Consider the following 23394-nt stretch of genomic DNA (forward strand, 5'->3'; position numbering starts at 1 on the left):
GTGGGCGGCGTGGCAGAGGTGGGTGGGGCAGAGGTGGGCGGGGCAGAGGTGGGCGGGGCGCTGATCGGAGGGCGGTACCGACTCCTGGATCTCGTAGGCCGGGGCGGAATGGGCCGGGTCTGGCGGGGCCGCGACGAGAGACTGGGCCGCGAGGTCGCCGTCAAGGAGGTCATGCTGCCGCCGGGCGTCGGCGAGGAACAGCGCGCCCTGCTGCTCCAGCGCGTCCTGCGCGAAGCGCGGGCCGCGGCCCGGCTCAACCACCCGGGGATCATCACGGTGCACGACGTGGTCGAGCACGAAGGCGCTCCGGTCATCGTCATGGAGTACGTGACCGGACCCTCCCTCGCCGCCGCGGTGCGCGAGGCGGGCCGGTTACCGGTGCGCAGGGTCGCCGAGATCGGCGCCTCGATGCTCAAAGCCCTCTCCCGGGCGCACGCCTCCGGCATCGTCCACCGCGACCTCAAGCCCGACAACGTCCTGCTGATGGACGACAGGGTCGTCATCACGGACTTCGGCATCGCCCACGTGGCGGACGCCACGATGACGCTCACCCATACCGGGACCCTCATCGGCACGCCCGCCTACATGGCTCCGGAGCAACTGGAGGGCGAGCCGCCGACGCCCGCCACCGACCTCTGGTCGCTGGGAGCCACCCTGTACAGCGCGTTGGAGGGCCGTCCGCCGTTCTCCGCCGACACGTTCTCCGCCCTGTGCGTGGCCATCGTCACGAAGGAGCCGCCGGTACCGGAGCGGGCCGGCCCCCTGGCGCCCGTACTTGCGGCCCTCCTGACGAAGGACCCGCAGGCGCGGGCCTGCGCCGACCAGGCACTGGCGGCGCTGGAGGCCGTCCTGCGGGGCACCGCGGCGACGGAGATCCCCGTACGGGCCGCACCCACGCACCGCCTCCTGCCGCCGGTCGGGCCGGTGGGGGCGACGGACGCCGAGGTGACGGACGCCGAGGCGGTGGCCGCCCGGGTCGCCGCCACCCGGCTCACGGCGCCGGCGCAGACCCCGCTCTCGCTGCTGTTGCGCGCCGCGGGCTGCTTCGTGCTGGTCTGGCTCGGCACCGTGCTGCCGTGGAACGCGGTGGACAACTGGCACGGCTACAAGCGGGAGATGCTCATTTCCGTCACGGCTGGGGTGATCGCGCTGGTCAACGCCGTCCTGCGGCCCCGGTGGTCCCCGGCCGTCGGGTGGCTGCTGTTCGTCCTGGTGAACGTGTGGCTGTTCTTCGGTGTCGCCGCGATCTGGCCGATCTGGGGGGTGGTGGAGGTGGTCACCAACGGCCTGCTCCTCGGGACCTGTTGCTGGCTCCTGTGGTGGCTGGTGCCGGGAGGCGGCGCCGTCAGCCGTAGGGGTTGAAGGGGACGGGAGGCTTCGCGGCGTTGAGGGCGTCGTTGAAACGGGGGTCGGAGATCTTGATGGTGGCGGCGCCGAAATCGGCGTTCATGAGCCGGTCGCGCAAGCCGGCCGGGTATCCGTTCCAGCCGACGAGGCGGGGGAAGAACCAGTTTCCCGTGTGGTTCTCGGCGGGTTCGTCGTTGCCGTTGGCCAGCCGGAAGAAGTGCGTCGAGGCGCCGTCCTTGTGGTAGACGGCCTTGGGGTGCGTGCCGTCGAACCGGACCTGGGAGCGGGGGTACCACTTCCAGCCGCTGTGCTGGGACGTCGACACGTACTCGACCTGGTTGTCCTTGATCCAGACGACCACGTGCTCGAAGTCGTGGCGGTGGCCGATGGCCGCCGGACCGAGGGTGGCCTGGTCCTTCTCGAAGTAACTCGCGTACATGACCGCGCACCAGCCGTTGTTGCACTTCGCGCGCGAGTAGGTGTTGGAGTTCTGCAGCTGCGCGAGGTCCCGGCAGTGGCCGTTGACGTCCCCGCCGGGTTTCAGTCCCGGGTTGGCAGTGCCGTCGGGGCTGATGGCGGCGGTGGCGTAGCAGCCGTCCCTGTCGTAGTCGTAGGCGGGGGAGAAGGTCTGCTCCAAGCCGTCCGCGTTCTGCGGGAGTTGCGGGATGACGGCGGCGACGGCGGCGGTGGGCAGCGTCATCACGAGGGACGCGGCTCCCAGGCCGGCGGCGGTCAGGATCCGGCGGAGCCGGTGACGGGGCGCGTGCTGTGGGTTCGTCATCGGCGGCGGGGCGCTGCGCACATCGGCTCCTTGGCGGGGCGGTGGTCGTCCGGGCAAGCGCCCCAGTACACCCCGTCCGCGCCGCCACGTACATGGCCGCCGGACGAACTGCCGGTGCGGGAACCGTGCATGGCGTGATCCGCGTCCGTCCTGCGGCGCTTCCGAGCCCAATCCGAGGCCCAGGGCCGGCCCCTCCGGCGCCGCTGCGGGGGCTCCGCCGGGCCTCGGACGGGGCCGCCCGGGAGCTTTGCCCGGCAGCAGCGTCAGCGCGGTGCCGGGCTACCGGGGACGGCGGGTCATCCGCCCGAGACCGGCAAGGTGGCGTCCGGGGTGGGGTCGGCGGTCTCCGCCGGGGCGAACTGGGTGCGGTACAGCTCTTCGTAGCGGCCGCCCGCCGCCAGCAGCTCGGTGTGCGTGCCCCGTTCCACGATCCGGCCCTCCTCCACCACCAGGATCAGATCGGCCGCCTGGACCGTCGACAGGCGGTGCGCGATCACCACTGCCGTCCGGCCCGACAGGGCCTCCGCGAGGGCCTCCTGGACGGCCGCCTCCGAGGTGGAGTCGAGGTGGGCGGTGGCCTCGTCGAGGATCACCACCCGCTGGCGGGCCAGCAGCAGCCGTGCGATCGTCAGCCGCTGGCGCTCCCCGCCCGACAGTCGGTAGCCGCGTTCGCCGACGACGGTGTCCAGGCCGTCCGGCAGCGAGGCGACGAGCCCGTCCAGGCGCGAGCGGCGCAGCGCCTCCCAGAGCTCCTCCTCGCTCGCCCCGGGCCGGGCCAGCAGCAGGTTGGCCCGCACCGACTCGTGGAACAGGTGGCCGTCCTGGGTGACCATGCCGAGGGTCTCGCGGACCGAGTCGGCGGTGAGGTCCCGTACGTCGATGCCACCGAGACGGACCGCGCCCTCGTCGGCGTCGTACAGGCGCGGCAGCAGCTGCGCGATGGTCGACTTGCCCGCGCCGGAGGAGCCGACGAGCGCGATCATCTGGCCGGGTTCGGCGCGGAACGAGACGTCGTGCAGCACCCGGGTGCCGCCCCGGGCGTCGAGGGTGGCGACCTCCTCCAGGGAGGCGAGCGAGACCTTGTCAGGAGAGGGGTAACCGAAGGAGACCCGGTCGAACTCCACGGTCACCGGCCCGTCCGGAACCCGGCGGGCGTCGGGCTTCTCGGCGATGAGCGGCTCGAGGTCGAGGATCTCGAAGACCCGCTCGAAGCTCACCATCGCGCTCATCACCTCCACGCGGGCCCCGGCGAGGGCGGTCAGCGGGGAGTAGAGCCGGGTGAGCAGCAGGGCGAGGGCCACGACGGAACCCGCTTCGAGGGTCCCGTGCACGGCGTAGTAGCCGCCGAGGCCGTAGACCAGCGCCAGGGCGAGGGCCGAGACCAGGGTGAGGGCGGTGATGAAGGCCGACTGTGCCATGGCGGTGCGGATGCCGATGTCCCGCACCCGGGCCGCCCGCGCCGCGAACTCGGCGGACTCCTCCGCAGGGCGTCCGAACAGCTTGACCAGGGTGGCGCCGGGCGCGGAGAACCGTTCCGTCATCTGGGTGCCCATGGCGGCGTTGAGCGCCGAGGCCTCGCGCTGCATGGAGGCCATCCGCGCCCCCATCCGCCGCGCCGGCAGCACGAACACCGGCAGCAGTACCAGCGCCAGCAGGGTGATCTGCCAGGAGATGCCCAGCATCACGGCAAGCGTCAGCAGCAGGGTGACGATGTTGGAAGCCACCCCGGACAGGGTGTTGCTGAAGGCCCGCTGGGCGCCGATCACGTCGTTGTTGAGCCGGCTCACCAGGGCGCCGGTACGGGTGCGGGTGAAGAAGGCGACCGGCATCCGCTGTACGTGGTCGAAGACCGCCGTCCGCAGATCGAGGATCAGCCCCTCACCGAGGGTGGCCGACAGTTTGCGGGTCAGCAGGCCGAGCCCGGCCTCCGCCACCGCGATGAGCGCGATGAGCAGGGCGAGGCGGGTGACGGTGCCGCTGCTCCCGCCCCCGACGATCGTGTCCACGACCCGGCTGGCGAGCAGCGGGGTCGCCACGGCGAGCAGTGCGGTCACCACGCTGAGGAACAGGAAGGCGGTGAGGCCCCGGCGGTGCGGGCGGGCGAAGGCGGCGATCCGGCGCAGGCTCGCCCGGGAGAGGGGGCGACGGTCCTGCTGGGCGTTCATGGCGCTGTGCAGCGATGTCCAGGCGGTGACTTCCATATCCATACGCCGAACGCTACGACCTCAACCAAACTTGAGGTCAATGATTTGCTCCGAAGAGCCCCAACTGCACTGCACAGCAAGGATGTTCGGAGCTCCGGGTTGTCGGTGCCAGGTGGCATCATCGGTCCATGACGCAGGGATCAGAGACCACCCGTCCAGGACGGCAGGCCCTCGGCAGTGTCCTCCGGCGTTTCGAACAGTGGGCGCACGACGCCCCCGGGGCCCGCGCGCTCGTCGCCGGGCCGGACACTCTCACCTACGGGCAGCTCGACGCCCGCTCCAACCAGCTGGCCCACCACCTCCTCGCCGCCGGACTGCCCGACCAGGCTCTCGTGGCCGTGGGTACCGCCCGGCAGCAGGAACTCGTCGTCGCCCTCCTCGCCGTCCTCAAAGCGGGCGCGGCCTACGCACTGATCGACGTCGCCGACCCGCGCACCGGACAGCGGCAGCTCGCCGCGATCCGCCCCGACGCCGTCCTCACCCACGCCGCACACCACCCCCGGCTCGACGACGGCCGGGGCCTGCGGTTCATCCGCCTGGGCGCCGAGGCGTCCGCCATCGCGGGGCGGCCCACCGACCGGCCCACCCCCGCGACGCGCGACCGGGGCACCGCCGCGCTGCTGTTCACCGGGGCCGCCGACCCGCGCCCCGTCCCCGTCAGCCACCCCCTGCTGCTCGCCGCCTGCGACAGCTGGGCCGAGGTCGCGGCCCCGGGCCCCGCCGACCGGCACCTGATCACCGCCGGGCCCGACGCGACCGCCTTCGCCGCCGGGTGGCCCCGCGCCCTGTGCACGGGCGGCGCCCTGGTCCTCACCGAGCGCACGCCCTGGTCGCCGGACGGCATCCGCGCGGCGGTCGACGCCGACGACGTCACGGTCCTGCACACCGACCCGGCCGGGGCCCTGCGGCTGCTCCTCGGCGACCGCCCGCAACCGGACCGGGAAGCGGCCGTCGTGCGCCCGGCACCGGGCACCGCCGCCCGGTCGCTGCGCATGGTCACCGTCACCGGAGACCGCCTCTACCTCGACCAGCACGCCGCCCTGCAAGCCCGACTGCGGCCCGGCGCGCGCGTGCTCGCCCTCTACGGAACCGCCGAGAGCGCCGGGACCGGCACCTGGTTCGAGCTGTCCCGGCTGCCCGCCCCGCCCGCCGCCCCCGCACGGCTCGCGCTGATCGGCGTCCCCTTCCCCGGCTGCCGTGCCGACCTGCGCGACGGGCAGATCCTGCTCACCCCGCCCGACGGCGGGGAAGCGATACCCACCGGCGACCTCGGTCTGCTGGGCCCCGACGGGCTCCTGGAGTTCCGCGGCCGGATCCGTGACCGGATCACCGGACACGGCCCCCACCTCGACCCCCACCACCTGGAATCCCTGATCCGGTCCCACGACGGCGTGGGGTCCGCGCTCGTCGCCGACGTCCGGGACGGCGGCTCCGCAGACGGCGGCCCCGGCAAGCGTCCCCGGGCCGGCTCCCGCGGGATCGTCGCCTACCTCGCCCCGCCACCGGCCGGTGCACCTCCGGGCGCCGGCCTGCCCGACGCCGTCGCGCTCAGGGCCCACCTCGCGGACGAGGTGCCCCCGGAGCACCTCCCGTACACCGTGGTGCCGCTGCGCGCCCTGCCCCGGGACCGCACGGGCCGCGAGGACCGCGCCGGCCTCCCGCTGCCGCCCCTGCCGGACGGCCCCGCGCGGACCGCCCGCGGCGCCGGAAAGTACGCGGGCGGGGGCGGGGAACAACTCTCCCCGGCGTTCGCCTCCGGCTGCGCGGTGCTCGTGCTGGCCCTCTTCGCGCTCGCCCTCACCGGTGTGTTCTGGCCCGGCTCGACCGACCTCAGCGGGGTACCGAGTCCCTGGGCGGCCCTCTTCTTCGTCCTCTACGTCTTCGAGGCGCTGGCCTTCGCCGCGGGCGTCGTCTTCCTGTTCGGCGGGCGCTCCCGGATGCGGGGCCGGAGCCGCGCCCTGACCAGGGCGGCCCACCTTGCCGTCGTCTACCTGCTCGTCGCCTGGTGGCCCCAGGACAACCTCTACCGGCTCGCCGCCAAGCACGACTGGCCGCGCCAGGCCGCCCTCGTCTACACCTTCAACATCCCCCTGATGATCGCGGGCGCCGTCGTGGCCCTCTACCTCACGCGGAAACCGGCCTCCCCCTTCGGAGACGACTGAGGCGACCGCCCACGGGTGAACGGCCGTCCGACCGCGAGCGCCCGCTCCCGCACCAGTGCCCCGGCCGCGTCCAGCGCCTCCTTGCCGTGCGCGGCCACCAGTACGCCCAGCCAGGGCGCCGGCTCGAACGCCGCGGTCGGGATCGCCGGGACGAACACCGCCCCGAGCCGCGAGCAGGCCCGCGCCAGCTCCCCGCACAGCTCCTCGAGCTGCCCGTCCGGCAGCCGCGCCCCCAGTTCCACCCGGTCCGCGATCCGTACGAAGTGCCCCGCGCCCCGCAGCGCGTCCAGCCGGGCCGCCACCATGAAGGCGAGCGCCGGGCCGGTCAGGCGCAGGTTCGTCTCGGTCGGCGCCAGGCGGCCCGCCCCGTCCGTGACGAAGTCCACGTCGAACCAGCCCCGGTAGCCCGCCTGCGCCAGCTCCCGGCCCACGGCCGCGCCGAAGGCCAGCAGTGGCCCCTCCGCCTCGGCGGGCACCACCCCGGGCCCGACCGTCGCCCCCCGGTAGCCGCCGTCGGTCACGTCCATGACCGCCGCCCCGGCCTCGTGGACGTGGCCCGCGCCGTCCACGAACCCGTCGTAGGTGAGGTCCCGCAGGCCGCCGCCCGGTTCCCCCGCGGCGGGACCGGGCACGTACTCCTCCACGAGCAGCGGGCCGCGCGGCAGCCGCCGCCGCAGCACCCGCGCCCCGCCGGGCGTCCGCAGCCGCTGCGGTGTGACGACCGTGACCCCGGAACCACCCACGCCGTGCTCCGACTTGACCACCGAGGCCTCCCCGGCGGCGGCCCGCCGCGCCACCGTCCGCGCCGCCGCCCGCCGGGTCGGGGCCCGCCACTGCGCGGGCAGCCTGATCGCGGGATGCCCGCCGCCCGCCAGGATCTCGGCGAACAGGGCGTGCGAGGCCGCCTTCGACTCGTAGCGCAGCTCCCGCGGCCGCCACGGCCGGCCCGACAGCCGCCCGAAGGGCTCCGTCAGCCCCCACGGTACGAGGGGCAGCCCGGCCGCCGTCAGCCGTTCCACGAGCGCCGGCCGGGCCCGTACCGCCCACGACAGGCCCGGGCCCGACTCCGCCAGGCCGTCGAACACCTCCACCTCGCCCCAGCCCAACTGCCGCCCCACCAGCGCCGGCCAGTGCGCCGGCACCGGCCGCGGCAGCACCAGGGCCGCCGGTTCGGGACTGTAGAACGCGGCCAGCGCGGCGTAGTGGTGCGCGGCCGACTGCTCCCGGTCCAGGGAGGCGTCGGCGAACTGCGCGTTGAACTCGGCCACGTTGCCCACGTGCACCGCGCGGCCCCCGCCCGTCCACGCCCGCGCCCACCCGGCGAGGGGGACCGGAGCCACCTCGAACCGCACCAGGCCCTGCGGGGCGCCCGACGAAGCAACCGCGCCCATCGCCCGGTAGAACCCCGCCGCATGCGGATCGGCGTCGATCAGCAGCCGGCGGACGCCCAGCGCGAGCGCCCGGCGCAGCACGTCCCGGTACAACAGCCGCCCCACACCGCGGCCGATGACCGCCGGTTCCACGAACAGCAGCCCCAGCCGTGCCCGTTCCCCGTCGCCCTCGGGCTCAAGGGAGGCGAGGCCCACGACGGCGCCGTGCCCGTCCTCGGCGACCACCACCCGCCGGGCCGTCACCTCGTGCGGCCGGAGTGCCAACTGCGGTGCGCAGGCCGCCAGGAACCGCGCGTCGTACCCCCAGTGGGCCTTGGACCGCAGGACGAGCGCGGTCAGTGTCCGCGCCTCATCGGGCCGTGCGGCCCTGAGCTGTTCCACGTACCGGCCTCCCCATGGTCCGCCGCCCGGACGTGCGATAGATTCGCCCGGCCCACGGCGGGGTGCAACCCCTTCCTGCCCACGCCTTCCTCCTCACGCGCAGACAGGCTTCCCATGAGCGACATCCTCGACGGACTCGGCCGCACCAGCGCCTTCGGCGCCCTCGGCCTGGTGCTGCTGATCCTCGGCATCGTCCTGGTGGACGTACTGACGCCGGGGAAGCTCCCGCAGCAGATCTGGGAGGAGCGCAACCGCAACGCCGCGGTGATGCTCAGCTCCGCGCTGCTCGGCGTCGGAGGCATCGTCTTCACCTCGATCTGGACGACGTACGAGGACTTCGGCAAGGGCCTGGCGTCCACCGCGGCGTTCGGCGTGCTCGGCCTGGTGCTGATGGCGGTGGCCTTCCTGGTACTGGACCTGGTGACCCCCGGCAAGCTCGGCGCGATCGTGGTCGACCCGGAGCCCCACCCGGCGGTCTGGGTCACGGCCTCCTGCAACCTGGCCGTCGCCGCGATCGTCGCCGCCTCCATCGCCTGACCGTCCGGGCGCCGCCTTCACGCCAGGCCCAGGGCGAACACCGCGAACCCCGCCGCCAGTACGCCCGCCAGGGCCCTGCGGACCGCCGTCGCCCGGGTCCACGGCTCCTCGAAGCGGCGGGCGTAGCGGGCGATGCCCACCAGCAGCGCCGCGAACACCGGCATCCAGGCCAGCCGGGCCGCGATCCACCCGGGGCTGTCGGGGGAGGTGGTCAGACCCGCCAGCTCCCCGACGAACGAGCCGGGGACGGCGGCGGCCAGCATGGCGCTCTGGTGCCAGCACAGGATCGTCATCGCGCACAGGTTGACCACCACGACGGGCGCCCACAGCGCGGGCCGCGACAGCAGCCTCGCCAGCCGGTCGCGCACCAGCATCGCCGCACCCGACTGGGCCGCGGCCAGCGCCGGCACCAGCAGCGACGGCGGGTGCGAGTTGGTCCGCGCCGCCCCCGGCACCCCGACCATCGACGCCGGGTAGTGGAACACCGTCAGCAGCGTCGCGAACAGCGCGACCCCGCCCACCAGCAGCGCCCACGCCCCTCGGCGTCCGATCCGGCCCTCGCCCCAGTCCACGCCCAGCTGGTACGCGAACAGCCAGCCCGGCACGATGTTCAGCAGCGACAGCCAGCCCGGCACGGAACCGGCGAGCGGCCCGTAGCGCAGGGCGTCCACGACGGCGACGGAGGCCAGCAGCGGGACCGCCGCCCACCCGCCGAGCCGGTGCGACGCGCGCACGCAGTACGGTGTCAGCGCGGTGACCGCCACGTACACCCCGACGAACCACAGCGGCTGGATCACCAGCGTCGCCCCGGTCCGCAGCGTCGCTTCGGGCACGCCCAGCGCGTACAGCACCGGCGCCGCCAGCGCCCACACCGCCGTCACCCCGAGCACCGGCCGTCCGAGGCGGGCGATCCGGCCCCGCAGCCAGGCGCCGGTCGAACCCGTGCGGCGGTGGAAGGACAGCACGCAGGCGTAGCCGCCGACCAGGAAGAAGATGCCCAGCATCTGGAGCACCCAGCTCGCCGGCGCCAGGGCGCCGAAGGCCGACAGCGGGCTCGCGTTGTGCAGGCCGCCCGCGGAGTCGAGGGTGAAGCCCCCGAGCAGCCAGTGCCCGGTCGGCACGGCCAGCAGCGCGAGGGCGCGCAGCCCGTCGACGGCGCGGTCCCGGTGGGCGGGGGTCTGCCGCTCGATCCGGGCGGCCGTGGCCCGCAGCGCGGTCAGGGCGCTCATCGGACGTCCCCCGTCGCGATCGCGGCGAACGCCGCCAGGGAGCGGGTGCCGGGTGCGAAGTACCCGGTGTGGCCCTCCACATCGGCGGCGGGCACCCGGCGGGCGCCGAACGCGGCGGACGTCGGGTCGGCGCCGTGACCGAGGCCGGCCAGTTCGACGTTCGGGATGTCGGCGATCCAGTCGGAGGGGCCCCGGGCCGCCCAGACGCGGGCACCGGTGCGCAGAGCGGCGGCGTTGGCGGCCCGCATGCCGGGCGAGCCGAACACGACGATGTCGGCGGCGTCCGTGTACGGGGCCGAGAGCCCGCACACCACCGAGCCGTAGCTGTGGCAGAACAGCGCCGGGTCGGGGGCGCCGACCGCGTCGAGCCCGGCCGTGAACCGGGCCAGGCGCACGGCGCCCGCCTCGGCCAGCCGCCCGCCGGCCGCGTCCAGGCCGATGCCGACCGGGGTGGTGTAGCCCGTCCACGCCACCACGGCGGTGGCGGAGCCGTCGGTCGCTGTGCGCAGCGCCCGGGCCATTGCGGCGGGGCCGGCGGCGGGCCCCCGAGCGGTGTCGTGGCCGGAGGCGTCGCTGTCGGAGCCGGGGACGACCACCGCCACGTGGGCCGCGTGTTCCAGGTCCCCGAACACCTCGGCGACCTGGCCCCGCCCGCGCGGGTCGAAGGCGAGGATCTGCCGGCCGGGACGGGCCAGGGAGGAGTACCGGGCCTCGCCCGTGGCGGTGATCGCCAGCCGGTTGGCCTCGTACCGCAGGGTGAGCGGTGCCCCGTCGAGATTGCCCACCACCAGCGGGTGGCGGCGCAGGAGTTCTGCACGCACGGTGTCGTCGAGCCCGGCGAAGAACCGTGCGACCTCGGGCGCCGACGCGGTCGCCGGGTCGGGCAGCGGCCGGCCCGGCAGCGGGTCGCCCAGCCAGGCGGCGGTGCCCGGCGGCGGACCGGTGACCGGCGTGACGCTGTCCGCGCCCGCCCAACCGGCGGTGCCCGCGACCAGTGTCGCCACCAGTGCGGCGGCGGCCAGCGTCCTTCCGAAGCGGCGCATCCGCTCCTCCCCTCTCCTCGTGGTGAGGCAGAAGGTAGGAAGGAGGTACCGGCCGCTGCGTCAGACCGCGGAGCCAAGCTCCGCCTCATACCCGGGTAGGGGGTGGAGGAGGGAACAGGACCTCTCAGGCGCCGTCTCCGGGCCGGACCAGACCCGCCTCGTAGGCGAAGATCACCGCCTGGGCCCGGTCCCGCAGGTCCAGCTTGGCCAGCACCCGCCCGATGTGCGTCTTGACCGTCTGCTCCGCCACCACCAGGTGCCCGGCGATCTCCTGGTTCGACAGACCGCGCGCGATGAGCTCCAGTACCTCGGTCTCACGGGGAGTCAGGCCGTTCAGCCGTAGCGCCGGGTCCTTGCGGGGCGCCGGCCGCCGCTCCACGAAGTCCGCGATCAGCCGGCGCGTCACCGACGGCGCCAGCAGCGCCTCGCCCGAGGCGACGATCCGCACCGCGGCGATCAGATCGGCCGGCGGAGCGTCCTTGAGGAGGAAGCCGGACGCGCCCGCGCGCAGCGCCTCGTACACGTAGTCGTCGATGTCGAACGTGGTCAGCATCAGCACCTTCGGCCGGTGGACCACGCCCGCCGGCGGGGTGAGGATCTCCCGCGCCGCCGCGAGGCCGTCCATCTCCGGCATCCGTACGTCCATCAGCACCACGTCCGGGTGCACGGTGCGCGCGACCCGCACCCCTTCCCGGCCGTCCGGCGCCTCGCCCACCACATCGATGTCGGCCTGGGCGCAGAGCAGGGCGGCGAACCCGGCGCGTACCATCGCCTGGTCGTCGACGATGATCACACGGATGGTCAACTGGGCTCCTCGGCCGGGGGGTTCACGGGCAGGCGGGCGGCGACGCGGAAGCCGCCCTCCGGCAGCGGGCCGGTGTCGAGCGTCCCGCCCGTCAACCGTACGCGCTCGCGCATCCCCACCAGACCGTGGCCCGTCCCCGAGGTCTCCACCGCCACCAGGGCGTCGCGCGCCGGGCCGTTGACGACCAGCACGAGCACTTCGTCCGGCTCGCCGGGGGACCGGCTCACCGAGACCCGGGTCGTCGCCCCCGGCGCGTGCCGCACCACATTGGCCAGCGCCTCCTGGACGATCCGGTACGCCGACAGGTCCACCGCCGGCGGCACGCCCCGCGCCGCCCCCGCCGCCAGGGACAACTCCACCGGCTGCCCCGCCCGTACGGTGGCCTCCACCAGCTGCTGGAGCCGGTCGATCCCCGGCTGCGGCGCCCGTTCACCGGCCGGTCCGTCGCCGCCGTCGCCGCGCAGCACCGTCAGCAGCCGCCGCATCTCGCCCAGCGACTCGCGGGCGGCCGCCGCGATCGCCGCGAACTCCTCCCGCACCGGCTCCCCCATGCCGGGCAGCCGGTAGGGCGCGGAATCGGCCTGCACCGTGATCATCGACATGTGGTGCGCCACCACGTCGTGCAACTCCCGGGCGATGCGGGCCCGTTCCTCCAGCAGGGTGCGCCGTGACCGTTCCGCCTCGCTGATGTCCTCCTGCTCCGTGATCCGCTGCTGCGCGTCGCCCAGCAGGCGCAGCGCCCCCGTCAGCGCGAGGAAGGTGCCGGCGAGTACGAAGAGGAGCGCGACGGTGTTCATCACCCCGTCGGGCGCGAAGAAGCCCAGCACCACCCCGACGGCGCCGGTCACCAGCCACACCCCGACCAGGGTCCGCACGGACTCGCGCAGCCCCAGGCAGACCATCAGCAGCAGGTAGCCGACGATGGCCATCGGCGTCCACGGCCAGGCGTGCCCCGCCACCTTGTCGGCGTGGATCAGCAGCGCCGCCCCGAGGGTGTCCGCGAGCAGCACCATGCCCCAGGCCGGCAGCGGCCGGGTGACGGCGAGCAGCAGCGGCACCGTCTGCGCCACGCCCAGCGCCCCCGCCCAGCCGCCGGCCGCCCCGTAGTCGCCGCTCAGCACCGAGATGGTCACCGGCAGCAGCGTCACGACGAACACGCCGGTGACGACGAGCGGCATCCACCGCTGCCAGCGCTTCGGCGCCCGCGAGAAGAGTGGCTCCCCGGGCCGGGCCGGCGTGCGCAGCACCACGGCGAACCGGGTGGCCTTGCGCGGTCCCCGGACGGGGGCGGGGGGAGGGGCCGTCGGCCCGGGTGCGTCGCTCATGATCGCACCAGCCTATGCGGCCGCACGGCGCGCAGGGCTGCGGAGTAGGCTGCGCCGGGGCGATCAAGGAGGACCGTGTCCATGGGCGGGACGGCCGCACTCGAAAAGCTGGTGCCGGTACTCCTGGCCTTCGGCGGAGGGGTGCTGCTCGCACGCCGCAAGATCGTCCCGGCCGAGGCGTCGAAGGTGTTCGCCGACTACGCGTTCCTCTTCGCGGTTCCCTGCTACCTGTTCGGCAACATCTACGCCAGCGACCTCGCCGCCCTGTTCGACTGGCGCGCGATCGGCGGCTACGCGGCGACCGCGGCCGTCGCGGTGCTCTGCGTGGTACTCGGCGCGGTCGCCTACGGCATACGCGAGCCCCGTGCCGTCGCGCTGCGCGTCATGGCCGGGGTGCAGGTGAACACCGCCTACTTCGCCGTCCCCGTCTTCATCACCGTCTTCGGGACCGCGGCGCCCATCTTCCCGGTGCTGCTGTTCCAGGTCTGCGTGCTGTCCCTCGTCGTCATCGCCATCATGGAGCTCGGCCGCGCGGGCGCCGGCGCCGCGGGCCCCGGGACCCGCCTCGCCCGGGCGGTCCGGGCCTCCCTGATCACCCCCCTCGTGCTGGCCTGCAACGCGGGCATCGCGTTCAACCTGCTGTCGGTGCACCTGCCCAAGGTGGTGCTCGACGGAGCGGCCTTCGTCGGCGACAGCGCGTCCCCCGTCGCCCTGTTCGCGCTCGGCCTGCACCTGGGCGGCACCGGCCTCGCGCTGCGGGACACCACGCGCGAGGAGATGGCGCTGGTCGCCGTCAAGTGCCTCGGTTTCCCGCTGCTGGCGTGGCTGGTCTGCGGGGCCCTGTTCGGCGTCCGCGGCGACTGGCTCGCCTACCTCGTGCTGATCGCCGCGATGCCGACCCCGCAGAACCTGTTCATCTTCGCGCAGCGCTACGACGTGGGGGTCGGCCTCTCGGCCTCCGTCGTGATCAAGAGTTCCGTCGTGTCCATCCTGCTGCTGCCCCTCTGGTTGCAGGCCGTCGTCTCCTGACGTCCGGGGGCCCGTACGCCGCGGCCCGGGGATCCGGTGGCCGTCCGTTCGTTCCCCCGGCGGGGGCCGGTCGTTGACCGGGCATGGAGCTGCTGCCGATGAACGCGGCGCCGGGTGTCGGTGAACGGGCCGACGCCGCGGCCGATGCCGCCTGTCACCTCTACGACGCCGTCGCGCCCTGGGGCGCAGGCGGGCCCGGCGGATGGAGCCGGACCGCCGCCGAGGACGCCGCCGAGACCATCGAGACCACCGCGCACGCGCTGGCCCGCATCCACCCGCGCGCCGAGATCATCCTCGCCCCCGTGCACACGGCGCTGGCCGAGCTGCGCCGTCAGCTCGCCCTGGCCCCGGCGGACCCGCTGAGCGCCGAGGAGGTCCCGGCGACCCCGCCCACCGTCGGCAACCCGCGCCGCACCCGTTGGGTACGGGTGCACGCGCAGCCCGGGCCGCTCACCCGGACCGGGTCGCCCGTGTCGCCCGCGTCATCCGCCCCGAGGCGACTGCCGTCTCGTACAACGCCCTGATCTCCGCCCCGAAGTAGGAGCTGTAGGAGGTGTCGTCGGTGTCGCCGCCGGTCTTCCAGCCGCCGATCACCCCGATCACGTCACCGGTCAGGCGCCGCGTGTCGAAGTGCGTCAGGAAGGGCCCGCCGCTGGTCCCGCCGGGGTAGCCGGTGCAGTCGATCCGCTGGAACGACCCCGGGATCTTCGGATCGGAGCTGGTGAACTTCGTCGTCCGGTTCACGCACAGGCGCGGCCGGGCCGCGGACGCCGGATAGCCGACGAGCGTGACCGAGGGCTGTGCGTAGGAGGCTCCGGTCACCAGCCGGTTCCCGCCGACGACGTCCTCCACCAGGGCGCCCGAGGAGTTGGGTCCGACCTGGGCGAAGGCCACGTCGAGCGTGGCCGCGCGGTCGGCTCCCTCACGCCGGTAGCGCGGGTGGATCCACACCTTCGCCCGCCCGGCGGAGTCGCGCAGCACCGGGAACAGCCCGTAGGGCTGGGGCTTGTCGGCCCTGTAGTGCGGTACGAACGCCACCTGGCGGGCGTCCGCGCCGAGCAGGCAGTGCGCAGCGCTGACCACCAGGTCGCGGCCCGGGGAGGAGACCACGCTCGCGGTGCAGAAGTACGCGCCGCCGCCCGTCATGACGAACATCCGCCCGACGACCGGCATGCCGTCGAAGTTGCGTCCCGCGCCGGGGTGGGCGGCCGCAGCGGCGTAGGCGGGATCCGGGGCCCGGACGGGCGAGACGGCGGCGACGGTCGGCGTCGGCGTGGGGGGCGGCGTCGGCGTGGGAGGGAGAGCCGGTGCCGGCGGGAGGGCGGGCGCGGGCACCGCGGTGGGCGAGGGGGAGGGGGACGGGGCGGGGACGGCGGGGCTCGCGGCGGGATCCACGGACGGCTCCGGGGCGGGGGACGCCTCGGGAAGCGGCGGAGCGGGAACGGCCGACGCCATCCGCTCGGGCGTCCAGAAGGCCTGCGCCTCCACCGCCGACCAGCGCCCGAGGACGGGGGCGCTGCGCGCTTCGGTGACCGCCAGCGGGCCGCCCACCAGCGCCAGCGCGGCCGTGGCCGCCGCCATCGTCAACGTACGTCGCATGCAAGGGCTCCCTAGATGGCTTGGGGAAAGCGGAACAGCCTGGCGGGGTCGTAGGTGCGCCGGACTTCTTCCAGCCGGGCGAGGTTCGCGCCGTAGTAGGCCTCGCGCCAGCCGGTGAGCTTCGGATCGACGTAGTTCTGGTACGCGCTGCCGCTCGCCCAGGGCCGCAGGTCCCGCCAGAGCCCGTCCAGCCACTCCTGGTGCCGGGCCACCTCGGCGGCCCGCGCGGAGTCGGGCCAATAGGCGAGGTACTGGGCGAGGAAGGCGTGGTCGCGGTGGGCGAAGGCGGTGTCGGTGGCGGCCGGCCGGTTCATCGCGCCGCCGCACTCGCCGAGGAACTGCACCACCCCGCGGCCGCCCGCGGGGACCGCCTCCCGGTAGCGGCGTACGGCGGCCAGCACCGCCCGGACGGCCGCCTCCGCGAGCCCCGGCTCGGCCCAGAAGTCGGAGCGGGCCGCGTAGGAGTGCCGGCCGACCCGGCCCCGCGGCTCCCGGCCGGGCAGCGTGCCCTGCACGTGGCACTGGGCCTCGTCGGCGTCGGCGCACCCCGACATGGCCCGCACGGTGTCGCCGTAGCCGCGTACGGTGACCGAGCCGTCCCGCGGCTCGCGTCCCACCAGGTCGGACAGCCGGGTCAACTCCCGCTCCAGCTCGTGGCGTCCGTCGAAGCACAGCACCCTGACGGCCGGGGCGTCGTCGCCGCCCGCTTCGATGAGGAACTCCAGGTGGCTCCAGAACGGGTCCGGGAGCCCGCCCAGCCAGCGTTGCCAGCCTTCGAGCACCGCCGCGGAGTCGTCACCGGGCCAGCGCAGTTCCGCGGAGGCGACGTCACCGACCGGGTGCGTGCGGAAGCGGAACTCGGTCACGACGCCGAAGTTGCCGCCCCCGCCGCCGCGCAGCGCCCAGAACAGGTCGGGGTCCCGGTCGGCGTCGGCGTCGCGGATCACTCCGTCCGGGGTGACCACCCGGACCCCGGTCAGGGCGTCGGAGGTGGTCCCGTAGGCCCGTGAGGTCAGGCCCATGCCCCCGCCGAGCGTCAGCCCGGCGATCCCGACGGAAGGGCACAGACCGGTCGGGATGCCGAGGCCCCGGGCGGCGAGGGCGGTGTTCAGGCCGCCGAGCCGGGCTCCGGCGCCGATCCGGACCCGGTCCCCCTCGACGGCCAGTGCGGCCATGGCCCCGACGTCGACCACGAGCCCGGCAGCGGTGGTGGACCAGCCCGCGTAGCTGTGACCGCCGCCGCGCGGCACCACGGGTACGGCGCAGCGCCGGGCGAATTCCAGGCAGACGGCCACGTCACCCGCGTGGGCCGGGTAGGCGACGGCGCCCGGGACGACGGTGTCGTAGCGCGGCTGGAACAGCTGCCGGGCCTGCGGATACTCCCGGTCGCCGGGGACGATCACCCGGCCGTCCATCGCCCGGGCCAGCGCACCGAAGTCGGGGCCGCCCGAAGGCTTGCGGGAGGAAGCCCGGGCACCCGCCCCCACGGTGGAGAGTGCGGCGGCGGCCGCGCTTATCAGGACCAGACGGCGGTGGAGACTCATCACTCCTTCCTGCCATCGGCGGAGGCGTTCGGGACGAAGGCGGGCCAGCAAAGACCGGGTTGCCCCCCGAACGGCCCAAACCCCTGTTACTCACCGGCGTCGGTGCGGCCGGCGGGCCGTGTACCGCGTCGCCCCGCGCGCACTCGGCGCAGGCGGCCGCCGCGACGGCGCGGTCGAACGGCTCACCCCCTTTCCCGCCGGCCGACGAGCGGGTGGGGCAGCTCCGCCCACTGGTCGCCGGGCACGCCGGGGCTCAGCCGCATCAGCGTCAGGGCCTTCACCGGGATCGGCTCACGTGCCAGGGCCCGGCTGTCGGCGGTCGGCGCCAGCGCGGACAGCTGCGCCAGGGCTTCGCCGAGCGCGCCCGCGGAGCCCACGGTCGCCGCGAGCGCCCCGGCGACCGCCGAGCCGAACACCTTGCGCCGCAGCGCCGCCACGTCGTCCGTGATCTGCCGGCCCGACACGGCGGGCACGGGCAGGCCGTGCCGGGCCAGCCGGGCCGGGCTGATCCGGATGTCACCGAGGTCGCGGTACACCAGCCGCACCGGGGCGCCGTCGGGGGAGAGGACGACCAGCAGGTTCTGCCCGTGGGCCTCCAGCGCGACCCCGAGGTCCAGCACCTCCAGGCACACCGAGAGCACGAGCCGCGCGAACCGTGCGCGCCAGGCCGCCGACCGTACCGGCGCCGCGCCCGCCAGCGCCGCGACCGGCACCACCCGTTCCCCCGGGCCCGCGTACGCCTCCGGCGGCTCGCGGAGCACCGCCGCCAGGTCGGGGCTGTGGGCGGTGACCGCGCCCAGCGTGCGGGTCACGTGCAGCCGCCCGTCGAGCCGCTCCGCCAGCACCTGCCCGAAGTCGGACAGGAGCGCCGCGGTCTGCACCGACCGGCCGGAGATGTCCCGGACGGAGGAGGTCAGCCGGGTGCTGAGCGCCGTCTTCACGTGCGGGCCGCCCCCGGCCGGGGCGAGGGTCCGCAGCGCCATCAGCGGGTGCGCCGGGATGCCGGGGCCGGAGGGGCCCCTGGGGGCCCGGGTTCCCAGGACGTGCTCCGCCTGCCAGGGGTGCACCGGGACCAGGACGCGGCCACCGTCCCGGAGCGGCTCGGGCCAGGTCCCCGTCACCAGGCACTCCCCGGCCGGGACGGCCACCGTCCCGAGCTCGACCAGCGGCCGGTGCTCCGGGGCGTACGCCAGCTGCTCGGCGACCGAGAAGCCGGGACGGGAGCGGCAGTTGGGGTGGTACGGATGCCCGTCGACCACCCGCTGTTCCCATTGCCAGCCGGCCTCGGGGGCGTCGTCGAGGTCCTCGCGCGGCTGCCCCGCCCGGGACAGCGCGAGCGAGGCCGTACTGTCGTCGAGCTCGGCGGCGAACGCGGCGCCGTGCGGTACACCCAGTGCCGCCATCAGCCGCGCGGCCTGCCGGTGGACGCGCCCGTCGAGGCTCAGCTCGCTCACGAGGTCACCGGTGGCGTACGGGTCGGGCAGCGGACCTTCCAGCCGGCCGCCCCCGGACGTGAACACGACCAGGGACTCCGGCCCGCTCTCCCGCCGCTCCACCCACGGCAGCGGTTCGAAGGCCAGCGCCCGCCACAGCCGGGTGAGCACGGCCGCCCGCGCACCGCCCAGCGCCGCGGCGTAGGAGGTGCCGAGCCCGGGGCGCGTCCCGGCCAGCGCGGCGGCGACCGATTCCTCGGCCGAGGGGCGGGGGGTGTGCGTGCTGCGGTCCAGGGTTCCGTTCCTCTCTCATAATTGCCTCACCCGATGATCGGTGATGATCACCGAATGGATCGAATGGAACCCGTGGACTTCAACGCCGCCGCCGACGCGTACGCCGCCACCCCGCTGCTGAACTGCCTGCTGCGGGAGACGGCCGATCCCACGGGGCAGGACGGCGTCCACCGGCTGCGCGGCAGCGGCCGGCTGCTGCGGGTACGCGGTGCCCGCCGGCCCGTGCTCCCCGAACTGGACACCGGCCAGGGCTGGCGTCAGCTCAGCCATGCGGAGCTGGTGAAGCTGACCTCCGACGAGCTGCGCCAGTACACCGGTGTCCCCAACGACGAACTGCCGGCCGAGATGAACGACAGCCGGGACACGATCGCGGCGCTGCTGGCGGCCCGCGCCGACGCCGAGGCCCCGGCGGACCCGTACGTCCTGTCGGAGCAGGCCCTCGTCATGGGGCATCCGCACCACCCGGCCCCCAAGGCCCGCGGCGGGGCCCCCGCCGCGAGCTGGCTGCCCTACGCGCCCGAGGCCCACGCCCGCTTCCCGCTCCTGTTCCTCGGGGTGCGGGAGGACCAGGCCGTCGAGGAGGGCGGCCCGGCCGCCGCCGAGGCGCTCGAGGCGCTCGCCGGGATCCTCGACGGCCCCCGGGCGCCCGCGGGGTACCGGCTGCTGCCGGCGCACCCGTGGCAGCTGGCCCTGGTCGCCGCCCGTCCGGCGCTGCGCGAGGCATTCTCCGACGGGCGGCTCGTGCGGCTCGGTGCGGGCAGGCGGAGCGTCTGGCCGACCGCCTCCGTCCGCACCCTTTACGTGCCGGACCCGGAGCGGGACGCGTTCGTCAAGTTCAGCCTCGACGTCCGGATCACCAACGACGTGCGACGGCTGTGGCGGCACGACCTGCTGCGGCTGCGGCGCACGGACGCCGAGGTCGGGACGGGGTTCGCCGAGCTGCGCCGGGCGGGGTCGAACGCGGTCTGGCTCGCCGACCGGGGCTACCGGACGGCCGGCTTCGCCTTCGAGGAGCTCGCCGTCGTCGTCCGGGACGGCCTGAGGGGGCGGGTCGCGCAGGGGGCCGGGCCGCTGCTGGCGGCCGCGCTCGCCGAAGGCTACGGGGGGAGCCCGCTCGCGGCGGCCCCGGACCCGGGCGCGTGGTGGCGGGCTTACCTGCGCCAGGTAGTGCCGCCGGTGCTGGGGCTGTTCGCCCGCCGCGGGATCGTCCTGGAGGCCCACCTGCAGAACTGCCTCGTCGCGGTGGACGGCCGGGGCATGCCGGTCCAGGCCCTCTTCCGTGACGCGGAGGGGGTCAAGCTGCCCGGGGACCTCCCGAGGGAGGCCGCCTGGCAGCGGCTCGTCTACTGCCTGGTCGTCAACCACCTGGCGGAGATCGCGGAAGCGCTGGCGGAGCGGCACCCGCAGGCAGCAGGGCAGCTGTGGCCCGCGGTCCGTGAGGAACTGCTGCGCTTCGACGCCGCCCACGGCCTGCCCGAGATCGCCGCACTGCTGGCCGCCCCGATACTGCCGGCGAAGACGAACCTGCTGCTGCGGTGGACCGGGGCGGACGGGGCCGACGCGCGCTACCTGCCCCTGCCGAACCCCCTGCGCAGCGAGCGGAATTAGAGGGTACGGATTCGGCCAAGGTGGTTCCGGCTGCCCGCGACACCCGTGTCAAAGGTATAGACCACTGCTACGTTGGTCGGGCAGACCGCAGTCCTTGGCCCCCCGTCAGAGGAGACGTCATGCCCGGCCCGGCCGCCATGCCCAAGTACCAGCGGATCGCCGCAGCGCTGCGGCAGGAACTCGCCCGAGCGGAGCACGGCCCGGGCGGGAAGCTGCCCTCCGAGCGCAGCCTCGCGGCCCGCTACGGGGTCAACCGGCAGACCATCCGGGCCGCTCTCCAGCAGTTGCGCGCGGACGGGCTGGTCGTCACCGGGAAGCGCGGCACCCGGCGGGTACCGGCGGCCGCCGACCCCGCGACCCCGGCGCCGACGGGCATAAACCCCGCCACCCCGGCGGCGAAGGGTACCGACCCCGCCACCCCGGCGGCGCCCGCGCCGGCAGCCGCCGCCACGCAGGGCCGGCTCACGCTCGTCACCGTGCCGCCGTCCTTCGCCGCGCCGCTCGGGATGCGCGGCGGGGAGCGGACGCTCGTCCACCACCACCGCGAACTGGGCCCGGCGGGGGAGACCCGCCGACAGGCGGTGACGTACCTGAGTCCGCGCGCCGTGGCGCGGAACCCGGAGCTGGCGGACCTGCGCGAGCGGGTGGCCGTCCGGGACCTGGACCTCGCCCCCCTGGAGCGCTGGCTGGAGCTGGCCCGGGCGCAGGGCCGGACCGTCGAGACCCTCACCATGACCCGGACCACCCATCCGCCGGTCCCCACGGCATCCGCCGCCTGCGGGCTGACGGTCCGCCGCGCGCTCTACGACCCCTCCGGGCGCCTCCTGGCCCTCACGGACCTGGCGTTCCCCGCCTGGGACCGGCTGACCTTCCACCGGGACCGCGCGGCGGAGGCGTTCCGGGTGAGGTGAGCCACTCCTGCGGCCCCGGCGCGGGGTCAGCCCCCGATGCCGACGCCCGCCTCGGATGCCGTGCCGGCTGCGGCCTGGCGCGAGCCCGGGGCTCCGGCGAGGAGGGCGAGCAGACCCGCCACCTGGACGCCCGCCTCGGCGGGGTGGCGGAACAGCGCGTTGTCGGAGATCTCGTACCGGTTGCGGCGTCCGTCCCGCACCCGCCGCAGGTACCCGTCCGTCTCGAGGTCGGTGACGATCGCCTGCACCGTGCGCTCCGTCAGTGCGCACGTCGCTGCCACGTCCCTCAGGCGTACGCCGGGATCGCGCGCGATGGCTACGAGGACGCGAGCATGATTCGTCAAAAATGTCCAATTATGTCGCTGAGACGGACTGCCCATACGCTCATGATGCGTCATCTGATTCCGGTGACGCAATACGCGAAAAGTCTTTCCGGTAATTCTTGACGTATGAGCGGAAGCAGTACAACATTTACCGCAGTCAAGGTCCCGCGCCGCAAGCCGACCAGCCCAAGGAGCGAACCCCCATGCCGGTCCCCGCCCCCTTCTCACGCACCGCCGACACCGCTCGTCCGGCCGACACGGGAGTCCCCGCCCCCCGCCCCCGTCCTCACACCGCGGGTCTCCCGCTGATCGAGGACCCGCGGGAGGTGGCCCCGTCGGACGCGCGGGAACTCTCCAAGGTCTTCTTCAAGCGCCTTCGGGAGCTGTCCGAAGGCACCCCTGAGTACCAGTACGTCCGCAACACGCTCATAGAGATGAACGCCTCACTCGTCCAGTACGCCGTCCGCCGCTTCCGCGGCCGCGGCGAGGGCGGTGACATGGAAGACATCGTCCAGGTCGGGACCATCGGCCTGATCAAGGCCATCGACCGGTTCGACCCGAGTCTGGAGAACGAGTTCTCCACCCTGGCCATGCCGTACATCACAGGCGAGATCAAGCGGCACTTCCGTGACACCAGCTGGGCCGTGCACGTCCCGCGCCGGCTCCAGGAGCTGCGCATCGACATCGCCAAGGCCAAGGAAGAGCTCACCGTACGGCTCGACCGCTCGCCGACCGTCGCCGACCTCGCCGCGCACCTGCGCCTCACCGAGGAAGAGGTCGTCGAGGGGCTCGTCGCCGCCAACGGTCACACCAGCGGCTCCCTCGACGCCCCGCAGTCCGAGCACGGTGATCAGACCGAGGGTCAGAGCCTCGCCGAGGTCATGGGCGAGGAGGAGCCCGCGATGGAGCTGGTCGAGGACATCCAGACCCTCGCCCCGCTGCTCGAACGGCTCACCGACCGCGAGCGCCGGATGCTCCAGCTCCGCTTCGGCGAGGAACTCACCCAGGCCCAGATCGGCGCGGCCCTCGGCATCTCCCAGATGCAGGTCTCGCGTCTGCTGACCCGGCTCCTCACCCATCTGCGGGAGTCCATGCTGGCCGACCCCGAGCCGTCCGAGACCCCCGCCGGGCGCACCGCGCCCGCCCGCCGGGTCTGACGGACTCGCGCCTGCGAAGGGCGCGGCGAAAGCCCGCGCCACACCCACGACGCACGTCGCCAACCCCGGCGACGTGCGTCGTCGTATGCCCGCTCAGGCCCTCCTCCTCACCGTGAGGTAGATCACCTTTGCGTTTGCACTGAATAAGGCCGGGAACGAGCGGGTCTGGAACGGAACCTTCCGCCGCCCTCTCACGGGGTCGGTGCAAGGGCGGGCGGATCCCGCGCCGCTCCACGGTGCGCGTCGCCCCACCGGCGCGCGAGCCGTATCCCCCACGACCCGCGAGGTGTA

Annotated in this window: 19 protein-coding genes; 8 read left to right on the forward strand and 11 right to left on the reverse strand. The window is 74.7% G+C overall.

Annotation, left to right across the window (positions count from 1 at the left end; genetic code table 11):
* The first annotated feature begins 9 nt into the window (after nucleotides 1–9).
* Nucleotides 10–1362 carry a serine/threonine-protein kinase gene (locus OHA81_RS28335; protein ID WP_329200527.1) on the forward strand — a complete coding sequence of 451 codons (1353 nt, stop codon included), beginning with the start codon at nucleotides 10–12 and terminating at the stop codon, nucleotides 1360–1362.
* On the opposite strand, the gene OHA81_RS28340 is transcribed toward OHA81_RS28335, so the two are convergent.
* On the reverse strand, nucleotides 1346–2128 hold the full coding sequence (locus OHA81_RS28340; RefSeq protein ID WP_329202582.1) for an NPP1 family protein: 783 nt from the start codon (nucleotides 2126–2128) through the stop codon (nucleotides 1346–1348). The genes OHA81_RS28335 and OHA81_RS28340 overlap by 17 nt on opposite strands.
* A gap of 296 nt (nucleotides 2129–2424) precedes the next feature.
* Complete coding sequence (locus OHA81_RS28345; RefSeq protein WP_329200528.1) at nucleotides 2425–4335, reverse strand: ABC transporter ATP-binding protein; 1911 nt, start codon at nucleotides 4333–4335, stop codon at nucleotides 2425–2427.
* A gap of 125 nt (nucleotides 4336–4460) precedes the next feature.
* Between OHA81_RS28345 and OHA81_RS28350 the strand changes: the two genes are divergently transcribed.
* Nucleotides 4461–6494 carry an AMP-binding protein gene (locus tag OHA81_RS28350; RefSeq protein WP_329200529.1) on the forward strand — a complete coding sequence of 678 codons (2034 nt, stop codon included), beginning with the start codon at nucleotides 4461–4463 and terminating at the stop codon, nucleotides 6492–6494.
* On the opposite strand, the gene OHA81_RS28355 is transcribed toward OHA81_RS28350, so the two are convergent.
* On the reverse strand, nucleotides 6452–8266 hold the full coding sequence (locus OHA81_RS28355) for a GNAT family N-acetyltransferase (RefSeq protein ID WP_329200532.1): 1815 nt from the start codon (nucleotides 8264–8266) through the stop codon (nucleotides 6452–6454). The two genes, OHA81_RS28350 and OHA81_RS28355, sit on opposite strands and share 43 nt — an antisense overlap.
* 114 nt (nucleotides 8267–8380) lie before the next feature.
* On the opposite strand from OHA81_RS28355, the gene OHA81_RS28360 reads away from it, so the two are divergent.
* Entirely contained in the window at nucleotides 8381–8803 is a 423-nt protein-coding gene (locus tag OHA81_RS28360; RefSeq protein ID WP_329200534.1) for a DUF350 domain-containing protein, read from the forward strand.
* A 17-nt stretch (nucleotides 8804–8820) separates the two neighbouring features.
* On the opposite strand, the gene OHA81_RS28365 is transcribed toward OHA81_RS28360, so the two are convergent.
* The 4 genes from OHA81_RS28365 to OHA81_RS28380 all read right to left on the reverse strand — a co-directional run bounded on the left by OHA81_RS28365 (nucleotide 8821) and on the right by OHA81_RS28380 (nucleotide 13205).
* On the reverse strand, nucleotides 8821–10032 hold the full coding sequence (locus OHA81_RS28365) for an acyltransferase family protein (protein ID WP_329200536.1): 1212 nt from the start codon (nucleotides 10030–10032) through the stop codon (nucleotides 8821–8823).
* On the reverse strand, nucleotides 10029–11075 hold the full coding sequence (locus OHA81_RS28370; protein ID WP_329200538.1) for an alpha/beta hydrolase: 1047 nt from the start codon (nucleotides 11073–11075) through the stop codon (nucleotides 10029–10031). Before OHA81_RS28370 ends, OHA81_RS28365 begins: the two co-directional genes overlap by 4 nt.
* 124 nt (nucleotides 11076–11199) lie before the next feature.
* Nucleotides 11200–11880 (reverse strand): response regulator transcription factor, encoded by a 681-nt coding sequence (locus OHA81_RS28375; RefSeq protein WP_329200540.1) that lies wholly within the window; start codon nucleotides 11878–11880, stop codon nucleotides 11200–11202.
* Nucleotides 11877–13205: a sensor histidine kinase gene (locus OHA81_RS28380; protein ID WP_329200542.1), complete on the reverse strand. Its 1329-nt coding sequence runs from the start codon at nucleotides 13203–13205 to the stop codon at nucleotides 11877–11879. The genes OHA81_RS28375 and OHA81_RS28380 overlap by 4 nt, the downstream gene beginning before the upstream one ends.
* A gap of 81 nt (nucleotides 13206–13286) precedes the next feature.
* Between OHA81_RS28380 and OHA81_RS28385 the strand changes: the two genes are divergently transcribed.
* Together OHA81_RS28385 and OHA81_RS28390 are read left to right on the forward strand one after the other, a co-directional pair.
* Nucleotides 13287–14234: an AEC family transporter gene (locus OHA81_RS28385; RefSeq protein ID WP_329200543.1), complete on the forward strand. Its 948-nt coding sequence runs from the start codon at nucleotides 13287–13289 to the stop codon at nucleotides 14232–14234.
* Nucleotides 14235–14332: 98 nt separating this feature from the next.
* Nucleotides 14333–14758 (forward strand): hypothetical protein, encoded by a 426-nt coding sequence (locus tag OHA81_RS28390; protein ID WP_329200545.1) that lies wholly within the window; start codon nucleotides 14333–14335, stop codon nucleotides 14756–14758.
* On the opposite strand, the gene OHA81_RS28395 is transcribed toward OHA81_RS28390, so the two are convergent.
* The 3 genes from OHA81_RS28395 to OHA81_RS28405 form a co-directional block, all read right to left on the reverse strand.
* Nucleotides 14685–15833, reverse strand: coding sequence for a hypothetical protein (locus OHA81_RS28395; RefSeq protein ID WP_329200547.1), 1149 nt, complete (start codon nucleotides 15831–15833; stop codon nucleotides 14685–14687). The genes OHA81_RS28390 and OHA81_RS28395 overlap by 74 nt on opposite strands.
* A gap of 11 nt (nucleotides 15834–15844) precedes the next feature.
* Complete coding sequence (locus OHA81_RS28400; protein WP_329200549.1) at nucleotides 15845–17377, reverse strand: FAD-binding oxidoreductase; 1533 nt, start codon at nucleotides 17375–17377, stop codon at nucleotides 15845–15847.
* A 182-nt stretch (nucleotides 17378–17559) separates the two neighbouring features.
* Entirely contained in the window at nucleotides 17560–19104 is a 1545-nt protein-coding gene (locus OHA81_RS28405) for an IucA/IucC family siderophore biosynthesis protein (RefSeq protein WP_329202583.1), read from the reverse strand.
* Between the two features lie 54 nt (nucleotides 19105–19158).
* On the opposite strand from OHA81_RS28405, the gene OHA81_RS28410 reads away from it, so the two are divergent.
* Together OHA81_RS28410 and OHA81_RS28415 are read left to right on the forward strand one after the other, a co-directional pair.
* Nucleotides 19159–20712, forward strand: a complete 1554-nt coding sequence (locus OHA81_RS28410) for an IucA/IucC family protein (protein WP_329200551.1) — start codon at nucleotides 19159–19161, stop codon at nucleotides 20710–20712.
* A gap of 119 nt (nucleotides 20713–20831) precedes the next feature.
* Nucleotides 20832–21623 carry a GntR family transcriptional regulator gene (locus OHA81_RS28415; RefSeq protein ID WP_329200552.1) on the forward strand — a complete coding sequence of 264 codons (792 nt, stop codon included), beginning with the start codon at nucleotides 20832–20834 and terminating at the stop codon, nucleotides 21621–21623.
* A 26-nt stretch (nucleotides 21624–21649) separates the two neighbouring features.
* Here the strand turns inward: OHA81_RS28415 and OHA81_RS28420 are convergent, their stop codons facing one another.
* Nucleotides 21650–21967, reverse strand: coding sequence for a MarR family transcriptional regulator (locus tag OHA81_RS28420; RefSeq protein WP_443056704.1), 318 nt, complete (start codon nucleotides 21965–21967; stop codon nucleotides 21650–21652).
* Nucleotides 21968–22149: 182 nt separating this feature from the next.
* Between OHA81_RS28420 and OHA81_RS28425 the strand changes: the two genes are divergently transcribed.
* Nucleotides 22150–23103 (forward strand): SigB/SigF/SigG family RNA polymerase sigma factor, encoded by a 954-nt coding sequence (locus tag OHA81_RS28425; RefSeq protein WP_329200554.1) that lies wholly within the window; start codon nucleotides 22150–22152, stop codon nucleotides 23101–23103.
* The last annotated feature ends 291 nt before the right edge of the window (nucleotides 23104–23394 follow it).

This window comes from Streptomyces sp. NBC_00667, assembly GCF_036226825.1.
In the GTDB taxonomy this organism is placed as follows: Bacteria; Actinomycetota; Actinomycetes; order Streptomycetales; family Streptomycetaceae; genus Streptomyces.

Excerpts from the sequence above, each read along its gene's own strand:
- OHA81_RS28385 (WP_329200543.1), top strand. The coding sequence starts at position 13,287 with ATGGGCGGGACGGCCGCACTCGAAAAGCTGGTGCCGGTACTCCTGGCC.
- OHA81_RS28350 (WP_329200529.1), top strand. The coding sequence starts at position 4,461 with ATGACGCAGGGATCAGAGACCACCCGTCCAGGACGGCAGGCCCTCGGC.
- OHA81_RS28345 (WP_329200528.1), bottom strand. The coding sequence starts at position 4,335 with ATGGATATGGAAGTCACCGCCTGGACATCGCTGCACAGCGCCATGAAC.
- OHA81_RS28390 (WP_329200545.1), top strand. The coding sequence starts at position 14,333 with ATGAACGCGGCGCCGGGTGTCGGTGAACGGGCCGACGCCGCGGCCGAT.
- OHA81_RS28395 (WP_329200547.1), bottom strand. The coding sequence starts at position 15,833 with ATGCGACGTACGTTGACGATGGCGGCGGCCACGGCCGCGCTGGCGCTG.
- OHA81_RS28380 (WP_329200542.1), bottom strand. The coding sequence starts at position 13,205 with ATGAGCGACGCACCCGGGCCGACGGCCCCTCCCCCCGCCCCCGTCCGG.
- OHA81_RS28410 (WP_329200551.1), top strand. The coding sequence starts at position 19,159 with ATGGATCGAATGGAACCCGTGGACTTCAACGCCGCCGCCGACGCGTAC.
- OHA81_RS28370 (WP_329200538.1), bottom strand. The coding sequence starts at position 11,075 with ATGCGCCGCTTCGGAAGGACGCTGGCCGCCGCCGCACTGGTGGCGACA.
- OHA81_RS28360 (WP_329200534.1), top strand. The coding sequence starts at position 8,381 with ATGAGCGACATCCTCGACGGACTCGGCCGCACCAGCGCCTTCGGCGCC.
- OHA81_RS28415 (WP_329200552.1), top strand. The coding sequence starts at position 20,832 with ATGCCCGGCCCGGCCGCCATGCCCAAGTACCAGCGGATCGCCGCAGCG.
- OHA81_RS28365 (WP_329200536.1), bottom strand. The coding sequence starts at position 10,032 with ATGAGCGCCCTGACCGCGCTGCGGGCCACGGCCGCCCGGATCGAGCGG.
- OHA81_RS28340 (WP_329202582.1), bottom strand. The coding sequence starts at position 2,128 with ATGACGAACCCACAGCACGCGCCCCGTCACCGGCTCCGCCGGATCCTG.
- OHA81_RS28400 (WP_329200549.1), bottom strand. The coding sequence starts at position 17,377 with ATGAGTCTCCACCGCCGTCTGGTCCTGATAAGCGCGGCCGCCGCCGCA.
- OHA81_RS28425 (WP_329200554.1), top strand. The coding sequence starts at position 22,150 with ATGCCGGTCCCCGCCCCCTTCTCACGCACCGCCGACACCGCTCGTCCG.